This is a genomic window from Lentzea sp. NBRC 102530, assembly GCF_030269365.1.
Taxonomy (GTDB): domain Bacteria; phylum Actinomycetota; class Actinomycetes; order Mycobacteriales; family Pseudonocardiaceae; genus Lentzea.
This window is the reverse complement of the sequence record NZ_BSTF01000013.1, coordinates 171,509-184,191: the sequence shown is the minus strand read 5'-3', so window position 1 is coordinate 184,191 and position 12,683 is coordinate 171,509. Positions and strand designations below refer to the sequence as shown.

Genomic DNA, 12,683 nt, shown 5'->3' with positions numbered 1-12,683 from the left:
GAAATTGATGGAGTGGGCGAGCTCTCGTCCGACCACTAGTCGGTGGGGACTCGCCCGCGCTCCCGTCGAGCAGGGGATCGGCGAATCGGCTGGGTACGCTGCTGAAGTCGGCTCGGTCGAGATGACGGCTCCTTGTTCGCGGTCAAAACAGTGCCTGCGGGCCTACCGTCCTCGATGAGGTGAAGGACCCATGTCTCGGCAGTCCGTTCGATGTCTCGAAGAACGCCCATATGGCGAAGTGGGATGTGATCAAGGAGGCGGCGTGGGAGATGTTGAAGGACATCTCCGGGTAGAACGACATCGTCGACTGCTTCACCAAGGGTGATATCTGGGCCTGTGGTGGGTTGGTGATGAACCTGGTGCCGTGGGCAAGGCCGGCAAGGTTCTGGAGGCGGGTTACAAGGCGATCAAGGCCGTGTCGTCGATGGAGAAGGTCATCTCCAAGGCGAAGGGTCTGTTGCGCCGGGTCGCGAGCATCACTTCCAAAGCTTCCGAAATCGCGATGGACCAGCTCCGCAAACTCGGTGGTTGCAGGAACAGCTTCATGCCAGGCACCAAGGTGCTTCTCGCCGATGGGTCGTCGAAGCCGATCGAGGAGGTGACGAACGGCGATCAGGTTCTCGCTACAGACGAGAAGACGGGCGAGTCGGCGGCGCGTGAAGTGGTCGGCACGATCGTCGGTGTCGGCGAAAAGAACCTCGCCGAGATTACTGTCGAGGGCGGCGGCACAGTCACCACAACCGACAACCACCCGTTTTGGCTGCCGGAACAGAAGAGGTGGGTATCTAGCAAGGAACTGCAGGTCGGCTCAGTCCTGCAGACCTCTGCGGGTACGTGGGTGCAGGTTGCTGCCGTCCGTACCTGGTCTGCCTCCGAGCGTGTTCACAACCTCACTGTGGATGAGGAGCACACGTATTATGTGCTGGCGGGTTCAATGCCGGTCTTTGTTCACAACTGCAATCCGTCCTACGGGGATCTCGATCAGTATGGTCGCGCTACTGGTGTCGAGGCGCTGCTCACTAAGGGGAACGGCTCGTGCTCCGGCCGTTCCGCACCGACGACCTCGACGACTTCTTCGCCTGCCGAGCGCTCCCAGAGGTGCAGCGCTACCTCTACAACGACGTCACCACCCGCGAGAGTGCGCGGAGGTGCTGGCCAAGCGGATCAACGAGACCGAGCTGACCGAAGAGGGGCAACGGCTGATCGTCGCCGTCGAACTCCCCGGCGAGAACCGAGTCATAGGCGACGCCATGTCGAAGTGGCGCAGCGAGGAGCACGCGCAGGGGACGTTCGGGTACAGCCTGCACCCCGACTTCCACGTCAAGGGCTACGCGACCGAGGTGGCGCGGAAGACGCTCGAGTTCGGGTTCGAGCACCTGCAACTCCACCGGATCATTGCCGAGTGCGACCCGCGCAACGAGCCGTCGTGGCGGTTGATGGAACGGCTCGGCATGAGGAAGGAAGCCCGCTACCGGGAGGTCGAGATCTTCAAGGGGGAGTGGGGCGACCTCTTCGTGTACGCCCTGCTGAAGGAGGAGTTCGAGCGTGTTCAGGCCTGAGTACCCGATCAGGACCGAGCGGCTCGTGCTCCGGCCGTTCGAACCGCAGGACTTCGACGACTTGCACGCGTACCGGTCCAGTCCCGAGGTTTGTCGATATATATACAGCGAGTCGGCGACGCCCAAGGCGACGGCGGCGCGGCTCGAGAAGAGCCTCGCGATGGGTGAGCTCACGGAAGAGGGCGACTGGCTGGTGCTCGCCGTCTGCCTCCAGGACGAGGTCATCGGGGACGTCGTGCTGCGGTGGCGGAGCAAGGCGAACTGGCAAGGCGAGGTCGGGTACGTGTTCAACCCGGACTTCACAGGCCGCGGGTACGCGCTGGAAGCCGCCAGGGCGATGCTCAAGATCGGGTTCGAAGGCATGGGCCTGCACCGGATCGTGGCCGAGTGTGACGCGCGCAACGAGCCGTCGTGGCGGTCGATGGAACGGCTGGGCATGCGCCGGGAGGCGCTGCTGAGGCACGCCGAGGTCTTCAAGGGCGAGTGGGGCGATCTCCTCGTGTGCGCCATGCTTGCCGAGGAGCATCGGACGACGAAGTAGGGGTGACCATGTCGCGGGTCGCGGCCATCGACTGCGGGACCAACTCGATCAGGTTGCTGATCGCGGACGTCACCAAGAGGGAGGACGGGACCGCGTGGTTGCGGGACGTCCACCGCGAGATGAAGATCGTCCGGCTCGGCCAGGGCGTCGACGCGACCGGCCGACTCCATCCCGACGCGATCGAACGCACCCGGCAGGCGTTGCTCGACTACGCGCGCACGATGCAACGCAAGGGAGTCGAGGTGGCACGCATGGTGGCCACCAGCGCCACGCGGGACGCGAGCAACCGGGACGAGTTCTTCGACATGACCGAGCAGATCCTCGGGGCGCCGGCGGAGGTCATCTCCGGCGACGAGGAGGCGCGGCTGTCCTACCTCGGGGCGGTGGCCGATCTTGACCCGGACGAGGGACCCTTCCTCGTCACCGATCTGGGTGGTGGTTCCACCGAGTTCGTCCTCGGGACGGGCTCCAGCGTCGAGGCCGCGCGGTCGATGGACATCGGGTGCGTGCGCCTCACCGAGCGGTTCATCCACTCCGATCCGCCCGGAAAGGACGAAATCGCGCAGGCGGAAGCGTTTGCGCGGGCTGCGGTCAAAGAGGCCTTCGAAGTCGTTCCGGTGGAGAAGATGAAGACCTGGATCGGGGTCGCCGGGACCGTTACGACATTGTCAGCCCTGGTCCAGGGGTTGGAGGTGTACAACAGCGACGATATTCACCTCAGCCGCATCACACTTGACAATGTTCGTGAAATCACCGACCGTATCCTCTCCATGACGCATGATGATCGTGCCTCGTTGGGACCCATGCATCCCGGCCGAGTGGACGTGATCTGCGGTGGAGCGGTGGTGCTGCGCGCGATTGCGGACGAGCTGGAGAATCGCGCGGGTATTCGCACGCTCGTGTGCAGCGAGCACGACATCCTCGACGGCATCGCGTTTTCGCTGGTCTAGCGCCGAATTAAGGTGCGCTTGAGGTGATCGTGACTATTTTGTGACCGATTTCGGTGCGCGATGTACTGGACGCCCCGGTTAACGTCCTCTCACGTTTTGGGAGGTGGACGAGACCTCCCGGGGAGGCGCGCGCACGCAATATCTGCGGAGCGGCGCCGGGGAAAGGCGGGAGAGACTGATGTCGCGATCACGGGTTGCGTGGGTGGCTTTGCCCGCCGCGCTGGCCATGACGCTCAGCGCGTGCGGCGGCGGTGGCGGTTCCAACAACGCTGCCGATGGCAAGGACAACCCGGACGGCACGGTGTCCATCTACGGCACCGAGCCCAAGAGCACCCTGTTCCCGGCCAACACGACCGAGGCAGGCGGTGGCAAGGTCACCGACTCGCTGTTCTCGCGGCTGGTCGGCTACAAGGCCGAAGACGGCGCGCCGTACAACTTGATGGCCGAGAAGATCGACTCGGCGGACGCCAAGGTCTACAACATCAAGATCAAGCAGGGCTGGAAGTTCCACGACGGCACCGAGGTCAAGGCGAAGAACTTCGTCGACGCCTGGAACTGGGCCGCGTACGCCCCGAACGCCCAGCAGGCCGCTTCGTTCTTCTCCGTGATCCAGGGCTTCGACGCGGTCCACCCGGCCGACGAGAACGCCAAGCCGACGGCCGAGAAGATGTCCGGCCTCGAGCTGGTCGGTGACTACGAGTTCAAGGTCACCCTCAACGGCCCGACCTCGGTCTTCACCACGATGATCGGCTACACGCCGTTCTCGCCGATGGCCGACTCGTTCTTCGCCGACCCGAAGGCCGCCGAGGCGAAGCCCATCGGCAACGGCCCAGTCAAGTTCGTCTCCCGCACGCCGAACGCGCTGATCAAGATGGAGCGCTTCGACGACTACAAGGGCGAGGACAAGGTCCACTTCAAGACCCTTGACTACAAGATCTACTCCTCCCAGGAGACCGCGTACCAGGACCTGGTCGCGGGCAAGCTGGACTTCATGGAGGCCCTGCCCCCGTCGGCCAAGGTCGGCGAGAAGTACAAGGCGGACCTCGGCGACGCCGTCGTGACCGCGAACCTGCTCGGCCAGAGCGCGATCGCGTTCCCGCAGTACATCCCGGCGTTCCAGAACGTCAAGCTGCGTCAGGCCGTCTCGATGGCCATCAACCGGGAGCAGATCACGAAGACCGTGCTGGCCGGCTCGTACGTGCCGTCCACCAGCTTCGTCTCGCCCGGCATCAAGGGCTACCGCCCCGACACCTGCGGTGAGTACTGCAAGTACAACCCGGAGAAGGCCAAGCAGCTCTTCCAGGAGTCGGGCTTCACCGGCAAGCTGACCATCCAGTCCAACCAGGACGGTGGCCGCAAGGAGCCGCTCGAGGCCGCTTGCAACAGCATCAAGCAGGCGCTCGGCGTCGAGTGCGAGTTCGTCGGTGCCACCAACTTCGGTGCGTTCCGCCAGATCGTCGACGGCAAGCAGCTGACCGGCATGAGCCGTTCGGACTGGTCGGCCGACTACCCGTCGATCGAGAACTTCCTCAACCCGCTGTACCGCACCGGTGGTTCCTCGAACGACTCGAACTACTCCAAGCCCGAGGTCGACGCCCTTCTGAAGAAGGCCGACGAGACGGCGAACGAGGACGAGGCGATCAAGCTCTACCAGCAGGCGGAGGACCTCATCGCCAAGGACCTGCCCTCCATGCCGACCTGGAACGAGAAGGGCATCGGCGGCCGGTCCAAGAACCTGCTCGACGCCAAGATGTCGTTCAAGCGTCAGGGCGTTCTGGAGTCCTTCCGCGTCAAGGCCTGATTGCCTAACACCTGAGTTCTGAAGCAACACACCGTCCGGCCCCGCGTCCCTCAAGCGTTACGGGCGCGGGGCCGGAGCGGTGTTCAGGACTTCGGGCGCCCCCCACCACGCAAGGAGCCGACCTCATGGGTCGCTATGTGCTGCGCCGTCTGCTGCAGCTGATACCGGTCTTCCTGGGGACCACTTTCCTGATCTACGCCCTGGTCTGGGCGATCCCGCAGGACCCCTTCGCGGGCAAGTGCGGCCAGCGGCCGTGCGATCCGGCCTACATCGCCGAGATGAGCCAAAAGCTCAACCTCAACGACCCGCTCGTCGTCCAGTACTTCAAGTACCTGGGCAACCTGGTCGTCGGTGACTTCGGCACCACCTTCAACGGCGTGTCCGTCGGTGAGCAGATCGCCACCTCGTGGCCGATCACCCTCAAGATGGGCATCATCGCGCTGATCATCGAGGCCGTCATCGGCATCATCGCCGGTGTCCTCACGGGTCTGCGCAAGTCGGGCTTCCTGGACAACCTCGTCCTGGTCTCGACGCTGTTCCTGATCTCGCTCCCGGTCTTCGTCACCGGTTTCGTGCTGCGGCTCTACCTCGGCCCGCAGGGCTTCGACATCATGGACACCTCGGTCAGCTCCGATCCGACGTTCGGGGAGCTGATCCTGCCCGGCTTCGTGCTCGGCAGCCTCTCGATGGCCTACGTGGCCCGGTTGACCCGCACCAGCATCGTCGAGAACCGCCGCGCCGACTACGTGCGCACGGCCATCGCCAAGGGCCAGCCGCAGTCCCGCGTCGTCGGCATCCACCTGCTGCGCAACTCGCTGATCCCGGTGATCACGTTCCTCGGCACCGACCTCGGCAGCCTCATGGGCGGCGCGATCGTCACCGAGGGCGTCTTCAACATCAACGGCATCGGCGGCCTGATCTTCCGCGGCATCCAGGAGAAGGAAGGCGTCATGGTCACCGGCATCGTGACGTTGCTGGTGCTCGTGTACCTGCTGATGAGCCTTCTCGTCGACCTCCTGTACGCCGTTCTCGACCCGAGGATTCGCTATGAGTGACCCAGGATCCGTGTCCGGCGGAACCGGACTCGAGGCCTCCGCGGCGGCCGGTGTCGACCAGCTCAGCCACGTCGACGACTCGTCGCAGAAGCAGCGCAAGCCTCGTTCGCTCTGGAGCGACGCGTGGGGCGAGCTGCGCCGCAAGCCCACGTTCGTCATCTCGCTGGTGATCATCGCGGTCATCGTGCTGATGGCGATCTGGCCGACGCTGTTCACCTCCGTCGACCCGCGCCACGCGGACCTCGACAAGTCGCTGCAGCCGCCGTCGGGTGACGCGTGGTTCGGCTACGACCTGCAGGGCTACGACGTCTACGCCCGCGCGATGCACGGCGCCCGCGCGTCGCTGCTCGTCGGGTTGTTCGCGACGATCCTGACCGTCCTCATCGGATCGGCCATCGGCATCTTCGCGGGCTACGCCAAGACCTGGATCGACTCGCTGCTGTCGCGGTTCGGCGACATCTTCGCCGGCATCCCGTTCGTGCTCGGTGCGATCGTCATCCTGACGACGCTGAACGCGCCGACCGAGAACCCCGGCGCGTTCCAGATCATCACGCAGGTGGTGCTCTCGATCGCCGTGCTGTCGTGGCCGGTGGCCATGCGCATCATGCGTTCGGCGACTCTCGTGGCGAAGCAGCAGGACTACGTCAAGGCCGCGCGCGGCCTCGGTGCCTCCCCGCTGCGGATCGTGTTCCGGCACCTGCTGCCGAACACCGTGGCGCCCGTGCTGGTGTACGCGACGATCGCGCTGGGTGCCTTCATCGGCGCCGAGGCGACGCTCGCGTTCCTCGGCATCGGCCTGCGCCCGCCGGTCGTGTCGTGGGGCGTGATGATCTCCGAGTCGCGCGACTACTTCCAGGCGGCACCGCACATGCTGCTGTTCCCCGCGGGCTTCGTCACGATCACCGTGCTGGCCTTCGTCATGCTCGGTGACGCCGTGCGCGACGCCCTCGACCCCAAGTCCCGATAGGGGAATCCTGTGACTCAGCCATTGCTGGAGGTCGAGGATCTCCACGTGGAATTCCGCACCCGCGACGGTGTCGCGAAGGTGCTCAACGGCGTTTCGTACCACGTAGCCGCGGGCGAAACCCTTGCCGTGCTGGGTGAATCCGGCTCCGGCAAGTCCGTGACCGCGCAGACGATCATGGGCATCCTGGACACTCCGCCGGGGTTCATCACCAACGGTTCCATCAGGTTCCGCGGTGAGGACCTGCTCAAGAAGTCGGCGGAAGAGCGGCGCCAGGTCCGTGGCGAGGGCATCGCCATGATCTTCCAGGACGCCCTCTCAGCGCTGAACCCGGTGTTCACCATCGGGTTCCAGATCGAGGAGCAGCTGAAGGTCCGCCGCGGGATGTCCAAAGCGGACGCCCGCAAGCGGGCGATCGAGCTGCTCGACCAGGTCAAGATCCCGAACGCCAAGGGGCGGGTCACCGACTACCCGCACCAGTTCTCCGGCGGCATGCGGCAGCGCGCGATGATCGCGATGTCGCTGGCTCTCGACCCGGAGCTGCTGATCGCGGACGAGCCCACGACCGCGCTGGACGTCACCGTGCAGGCCCAGATCATGGACCTGCTCGCGGAGATCCAGAAGGAACGCGACATGGGCATGATCCTGATCACCCACGACCTCGGCGTCGTCGCCGACGTCGCGGACCGGATCTCGGTCATGTACGCGGGCCGCATCGTCGAGCACGCCGACGTCTACGAGCTGTTCCGCGCGCCGGGGCACCCGTACACCGAGTCGCTGCTCGAGTCCCTGCCCCGCGTCGACCTGCGCGGCCAGGAGCTCAAGACGATCAAGGGTCTGCCGCCGTCGCTGACCAACATCCCGCCCGGCTGCCCGTTCAACCCGCGCTGCCCGCGCGTGTTCGACCGGTGCACCACCGAGGTCCCCGCCGTGCACAACCTCGGCATGGGCCGCACCAGCCGGTGCCACATCGCGGAAGAGGTGGTCGCTCGTGGCTGAGCCGATCCTCGAGGTCGAGAACCTCGTCAAGCACTTCCCGGTCCGCGTCGGCGTGCTGTTCAAGCGCACCGTGGGCCACGTCAAGGCCGTCGACGGCGTCTCGTTCTCGCTGAACAAGGGCGAGACCCTCGGCGTCGTGGGCGAGTCGGGCTGCGGCAAGTCCACGCTGGCCCAGGTGCTCATGCGCCTGGAACCGCCGACGTCGGGCGTGGCCAAGTTCGAGGGCCGCGACATCTTCGGCATGAAGGGCTCGGAGCTGCGCAAGCTGCGCCGGGACATCCAGATCGTGCTGCAGGACCCGTACACGTCGCTGAACCCGCGCATGACGGTCGGCGACATCGTCGGTGAGCCGTACGAGATCCACACCGAGGTCGCGCCCAAGGGCGACCGGCAGCGCAAGGTCCAGGAGCTGCTGGAGACCGTGGGTCTCAACCCGGAGCACATCAACCGGTACCCGCACCAGTTCTCCGGCGGTCAGCGCCAGCGCATCGGCATCGCCCGCGCGCTCGCGTTGAAGCCCAAGGTGATCGTGTGCGACGAGCCGGTGTCCGCGCTGGACGTGTCGATCCAGGCGCAGGTCATGAACCTGCTGGGCGACCTCCAGTCGGAGATGGGCCTCTCGTACGTCTTCATCGCGCACGACCTGTCGGTGGTCCGCCACCTGTCGGACCGCGTCGCGGTGATGTACCTCGGCAAGATCGTGGAGATCGGCACCGAGGACGAGATCTACGAGCGCCCGATGCACCCGTACACGCAGGCACTGCTGTCCGCCGTACCGGTGCCGGACCCGACCCAGCGCGGGCGTCGTGACGTCATCCGCCTGACGGGTGACGTGCCGTCGCCGATCGACCCGCCCTCGGGCTGCCGGTTCCGCACGCGGTGCTGGAAGGCGCAGGACATCTGCGCGACCGAGGTGCCCGAGCTCGTGGTGCGCAACGACGGTCATCCCGCCGCGTGCCACTTCGCGGAGGAGCGCGCGGTCGTCTGACCGCTGTCCTACGTGGCTGAGGGGTCGTGCCTGCGGGCGCGGCCCCTCAGTTCGTCGAAGGCCCTCTTCTCCGGCGGCCCGGCCACGAACTCCTTGATCGCGCGGGCGCACTCCCGCGCGCTGAGCACGCTGGTGTCGACCTCGAAGTCGTAGAGCTGGTGCCGGTGCACCTCCTGGAGCTGCCGGGCCGCCGCTCCCGGCACCCGGTCGCCCCTGGCACGTTCGCGCCGCTCCAGGACGTCCAGAGGGCAGTGCACGGCCACCAGGACGACGTCCAGGCCCGTGAAGACGTCGAGGCAGTCCCGCAGCCGCCACGGCTCGCTCAGCACGTGGTCCATCACGACGTCGTTGCCCGCCGCCGCCATGCCGGCGACGGCGCGGTGGAAGCCCGCCCTGGTGCGGCGCAGCAGCTCCCGCTGGGCGGGTTCGTCGAGTTCCAGAGTGCGCTTGACGGACCGCATGACGCCGAACGCGTCGACGGCCATGTGGAAGAACGGGGTGTCCAGCTCGTCGAGCAGCTCGGCGGCGATGCTCGACTTGCCGGAGCTGGACGTCCCGTTCAGGGAAGATGATCATTCTCGGGCCAGGTTCGTGATCGACACGCCCGGTGCCACCTCGCGGGTGCCGACTTCGACGAAGCCGTGCTTGCGGTAGAGCGCCAGTGCGGGTTCGTTGGTGCTGCCCGTGCTGACGATCGTGCGCTTCGCCGGTTCCAGGGCGTCGAGCAGCATCGAGGCGATGCCGCGGCGGAAAGCTCTGGGGTGCACGAACATGCGGCAGATGTCCAGTTCGGACTCGTCGCGCACGAACGCGATCGCGCCGGCCAGGCCCTCGTCGTCGTAGTAGCCGAGGAACTCGTGGTGCGTGCCCGCCAGGTCCTCCCGCGACTCCAGCAGACCGGGGATGCGGTCGAAGCCGATGATCTCGGCCTCGACCGCGTACCCGAGCCGCTGCACCGTGAAGAGCTCGTCGAGCACCGCGTCGTCGGTCAGGTCCAGTGGCCTGATCACGTGTTGGAGGAGTTCCGCACGAACGCCGCCAGGTCCTCGGACTGCTGGATCCGGCTGGGCTCGTGCACGTACATCATGTGGCCCGCCGGGTAGTAGGCCGACTCGATGTTCGCCGTGAGCTCCTTCGGGATCTGCAGGTGCGCGATGAGGTGCTCGGCCGCGAAGTACGGCGTGGCGCCGTCGTACCAGCCGAACGCCACGTGCACCTTGAGGTGCGGGTTGGCCCGCATCGCCGCGGAGAGCTTGCCCGCCGTCGTGACGTGGCGGCCCTCGAACTCCTTGTACGACCACTTCTCGATCGCCTCGGACGCGAACGTCGTGTACGGCAGGTCGTTGGAGTAACCCAGTTCGGACTGCAGGTAGTGGTTGATCACGGCCGTGTACGGGCCGAGGATCGCGTCGATGGACGGGTCCGCGGAGATGCCCTCACGGCCGTAGTCGGTGTCCCAGCCGGTGAAGCGGGAGTCGATGCGGCCGACCGTCTTGCGGTCGCGGCGCAGCAGCTCGGTGAAGAACCGGATGTGCTCGATGCGCAGGTCGACGGCGTCGACGTACTCCTCGGACAGACCGGTGAGCCGCGCGAGCTTCTCGATCGTGGCCGCGCGCTCGGCGTCGCTGAGGCGGTTGCCGCGCGCGAGGGCGTAGGGGTAGTCGCGGACGGCGAACTCCTCGGCCTCCGCGAGCACCTCCTTGAGCGGGCGGTCGCCGTGCAGGCCGTGGTAGTTCGCGATGGCCGCGTACGTCGGCAGGAAGAGCGCGTAGCCGAGGTCGTGGCCCTCGTTGAACTCCAGCGTCGCGAAGTCCAGCACGCTCGAGATCAGCATGAGGCCGTTGAGGTACATGCCGTGCTTCTTCTGCAGCAGCTCGGCCAGGCCGGCGGCGCGCAGCGTGCCGTACGACTCGCCGCAGAGGAACTTCGGCGACATCCACCGGCCGTTGCGCGAGGTCCAGAGGCGGATGAGCTCGGCGATGGAGTCGACGTCGGGCTGGTAGCCGTGGAAGCTGCCGGGCTTCTCGCCCTCGGCGGCCCGGGAGAAGCCGGTCGACACCGGGTCGATGAACACGAGGTCGCTCTCGGCGAGCAGGCTCTCCTCGTTGTCCGCGATCCCGTACGGCGGGGCGGTGAGGTTGCCGACGTCGCCGCTGAGCACGCGGCGCGGCCCGAGGACCCCCATGTGCAGCCACAGGCTCGCGGAGCCGGGACCACCGTTGAACGCGAACGTCACCGGCCGCTTCAGCGGGTCGGCGCCGTCGAGCGTGTAGGCGGTCAGGAACACCTCGGCCTTGGGCTTGTGGCCCTCGAACACGCCGTCCTTCAGCACCTCCTCCTTGAGCACGATCCGCCCGGTGGTGGCGGTGTAGTTCAGCTCGCGGCCCCCGACGGTGATGCTGTGCTGGGTGGTGACCAGGTCATCGGTGGGAGACTTGGGCTTCTCTTCGGTCTTCTCCTCGGACATGGGGCCAACATTACGGAACTCGACGACCGAACAACGGGCACGGCGTGACGGGACGAAGGGCTGATGGGCAGCAGGGCCAACTACGTGGTGGTGGACGAAACCGGCTGGGAGCTGTACTACTCGCACGGCGGCGCCGTACCACTGCTCGACGTCTTCGCGGAGGGGCCGGAGGCGGTGCTGGAGGTCGTTCGCGCGGACGAGCCCGTCGAGCAGTTCCTGAACGACGTCTGGTGCGAGGGCGCCGCCCTCATCGACACCGTCGACCGCGTCCTGATGCTCTTCACCTGGCACCACGAGGGCGTCGACGACCGGGCGCGCCGCCTGGCCGCGATCCGCACCGCGTGGCCGGGGTGGCAGCTCCGCTGGGCGTACGGCGGGATCGGGGACGTGGTGGCGCATCTCGGACTGGACCGGTCCTCCGTGCGTGCCGCCGACCACGACGACGTCGAACTGGTGCCGGGGTCGGCCTTCTACCCGCAGGACGACAACTGCCTGGTGACGGTCCGGCACGCCGACGGGTCGGTGCTCGGGTACCGGCTGCAGGAGGCGCACTGCGCACCGGTGTGGGCCGGGGCCGGGCTGCCGGCGTCGCTGGCGGCGTTCCCCTCGGTGCGGCACTGGGAGCGCCTGCCCGAGGACGCCGACGGACCCGAGCTCGGGCTGCACCTCGACCTCGGGAGCCGGACGCTCGGCTTCTGGACCGCCGGCAACTTCACCGGGACCGTGGCCGAGATCGCCGAGCGCTGGCCGGGCTGGACCGTCGAGTTCTGGGAGGACCGGCACGAGGAGCAGGCGCTGCGTTGTGGTGAGTTCCGGACGTTCCCCTTCGAGGAGACGCGATGACCGAGGCGTTCTGGGCAGAGGGCACCTACGGCGTGCAGCCGCCGCTCACCGACGAGGCCGTCCGCGAGGCCGAGGCGCTGCTGGGCGTGCGGCTGCCGGACGCGCTGCTGGACCTGCTGCGCGTGCAGAACGGCGGCACGGTGGTCGGCGAGCGGTCCGCGTTCCCCACGACCGAGCGGACGTCGTGGGCGCCGGGCCACGTCCCGTTCGACAGCCTGATGGGCATCGGGACCACCGACCGTGCGCTGTCGTTGCTCGACACGCCCTACCTGGTGCAGGAGTGGGGGCTGCCGGAACCGGTCGTGCTGCTGACCGGGGACGGCCACACGTGGATCGCCCTGGACTACCGGGCGGGCGGTGAGCCGTCGGTGGTCTGGCTCGACGCCGACGACGAGTCGGAGGTGCCGCTCGCCCCCGACTTCCGGACGTTCCTCGACGGCCTGGTGCCCGCGGAGCGCTTCGAGCAGCCGACCAAAGGATCATCCGAAGTGTCCCGTCGCGTGTCAGGCTGACCCG

12 protein-coding genes and 2 pseudogenes are annotated in these 12,683 nt (G+C 66.9%); 11 read left to right on the top strand and 3 right to left on the bottom strand.

Annotated elements, in window-relative coordinates; translation table 11 throughout:
- Positions 1–424: 424 nt before the first annotated feature.
- From QSK25_RS45490 to QSK25_RS31505, 9 genes and pseudogenes are all read left to right on the top strand, one after another.
- Positions 425–955, top strand: a pseudogene (locus tag QSK25_RS45490) (Hint domain-containing protein); the annotation flags it as partial.
- 80 nt (positions 956–1,035) lie between these two features.
- Positions 1,036–1,559: pseudogene (locus QSK25_RS31540) on the top strand (GNAT family N-acetyltransferase).
- Entirely contained in the window at positions 1,546–2,100 is a 555-nt protein-coding gene (locus QSK25_RS31535) for a GNAT family N-acetyltransferase (protein WP_285643627.1), read from the top strand. The pseudogene QSK25_RS31540 and the gene QSK25_RS31535 overlap by 14 nt, the downstream one beginning before the upstream one ends.
- Before the next feature lie 8 nt (positions 2,101–2,108).
- A complete protein-coding gene (locus QSK25_RS31530; protein ID WP_285643714.1) occupies positions 2,109–3,050 on the top strand; it encodes a Ppx/GppA phosphatase family protein in 942 nt (313 codons plus the stop codon).
- Between the two features lie 178 nt (positions 3,051–3,228).
- Entirely contained in the window at positions 3,229–4,851 is a 1,623-nt protein-coding gene (locus QSK25_RS31525; protein WP_285643625.1) for a peptide ABC transporter substrate-binding protein, read from the top strand.
- Between the two features lie 125 nt (positions 4,852–4,976).
- Entirely contained in the window at positions 4,977–5,906 is a 930-nt protein-coding gene (locus tag QSK25_RS31520) for an ABC transporter permease (protein ID WP_285643623.1), read from the top strand.
- The gene (locus QSK25_RS31515; RefSeq protein ID WP_285643621.1) at positions 5,899–6,873 is read left to right on the top strand and encodes an ABC transporter permease; all 975 of its coding nucleotides are present in this window, start codon (positions 5,899–5,901) and stop codon (positions 6,871–6,873) included. Before QSK25_RS31520 ends, QSK25_RS31515 begins: the two co-directional genes overlap by 8 nt.
- Positions 6,874–6,882: 9 nt before the next feature.
- The gene (locus tag QSK25_RS31510; protein ID WP_285643619.1) at positions 6,883–7,869 is read left to right on the top strand and encodes an ABC transporter ATP-binding protein; all 987 of its coding nucleotides are present in this window, start codon (positions 6,883–6,885) and stop codon (positions 7,867–7,869) included.
- Positions 7,862–8,857 carry an ABC transporter ATP-binding protein gene (locus QSK25_RS31505; protein ID WP_285643617.1) on the top strand — a complete coding sequence of 332 codons (996 nt, stop codon included), beginning with the start codon at positions 7,862–7,864 and terminating at the stop codon, positions 8,855–8,857. Before QSK25_RS31510 ends, QSK25_RS31505 begins: the two co-directional genes overlap by 8 nt.
- 8 nt (positions 8,858–8,865) lie before the next feature.
- Here the strand turns inward: QSK25_RS31505 and QSK25_RS31500 are convergent, their stop codons facing one another.
- From QSK25_RS31500 to QSK25_RS31490, 3 genes are read right to left on the bottom strand one after another with little or no spacing between them, the layout of a single operon-like run.
- Positions 8,866–9,420, bottom strand: coding sequence for a chloramphenicol phosphotransferase CPT family protein (locus QSK25_RS31500; RefSeq protein ID WP_285643713.1), 555 nt, complete (start codon positions 9,418–9,420; stop codon positions 8,866–8,868).
- A gap of 9 nt (positions 9,421–9,429) precedes the next feature.
- Positions 9,430–9,867, bottom strand: coding sequence for a GNAT family N-acetyltransferase (locus QSK25_RS31495; RefSeq protein WP_285643615.1), 438 nt, complete (start codon positions 9,865–9,867; stop codon positions 9,430–9,432).
- Positions 9,864–11,324: a S10 family peptidase gene (locus QSK25_RS31490; protein ID WP_285643614.1), complete on the bottom strand. Its 1,461-nt coding sequence runs from the start codon at positions 11,322–11,324 to the stop codon at positions 9,864–9,866. Before QSK25_RS31490 ends, QSK25_RS31495 begins: the two co-directional genes overlap by 4 nt.
- Before the next feature lie 63 nt (positions 11,325–11,387).
- Here QSK25_RS31490 and QSK25_RS31485 point away from each other — a divergent pair, with 63 nt between their 5' ends.
- Both QSK25_RS31485 and QSK25_RS31480 read left to right on the top strand, forming a co-directional pair.
- A complete protein-coding gene (locus QSK25_RS31485) occupies positions 11,388–12,167 on the top strand; it encodes a hypothetical protein (protein WP_285643613.1) in 780 nt (259 codons plus the stop codon).
- Entirely contained in the window at positions 12,164–12,679 is a 516-nt protein-coding gene (locus tag QSK25_RS31480) for an SMI1/KNR4 family protein (RefSeq protein ID WP_285643612.1), read from the top strand. Before QSK25_RS31485 ends, QSK25_RS31480 begins: the two co-directional genes overlap by 4 nt.
- Positions 12,680–12,683: the final 4 nt, after the last annotated feature.

Coding starts and splice junctions, on each gene's coding strand:
- QSK25_RS31530 (WP_285643714.1), top strand. CDS start 2,109: ATGTCGCGGGTCGCGGCCATCGACTGCGGGACCAACTCGATCAGGTTG.
- QSK25_RS31525 (WP_285643625.1), top strand. CDS start 3,229: ATGTCGCGATCACGGGTTGCGTGGGTGGCTTTGCCCGCCGCGCTGGCC.
- QSK25_RS31520 (WP_285643623.1), top strand. CDS start 4,977: ATGGGTCGCTATGTGCTGCGCCGTCTGCTGCAGCTGATACCGGTCTTC.
- QSK25_RS31515 (WP_285643621.1), top strand. CDS start 5,899: ATGAGTGACCCAGGATCCGTGTCCGGCGGAACCGGACTCGAGGCCTCC.
- QSK25_RS31490 (WP_285643614.1), bottom strand. CDS start 11,324: ATGTCCGAGGAGAAGACCGAAGAGAAGCCCAAGTCTCCCACCGATGAC.
- QSK25_RS31485 (WP_285643613.1), top strand. CDS start 11,388: ATGGGCAGCAGGGCCAACTACGTGGTGGTGGACGAAACCGGCTGGGAG.
- QSK25_RS31480 (WP_285643612.1), top strand. CDS start 12,164: ATGACCGAGGCGTTCTGGGCAGAGGGCACCTACGGCGTGCAGCCGCCG.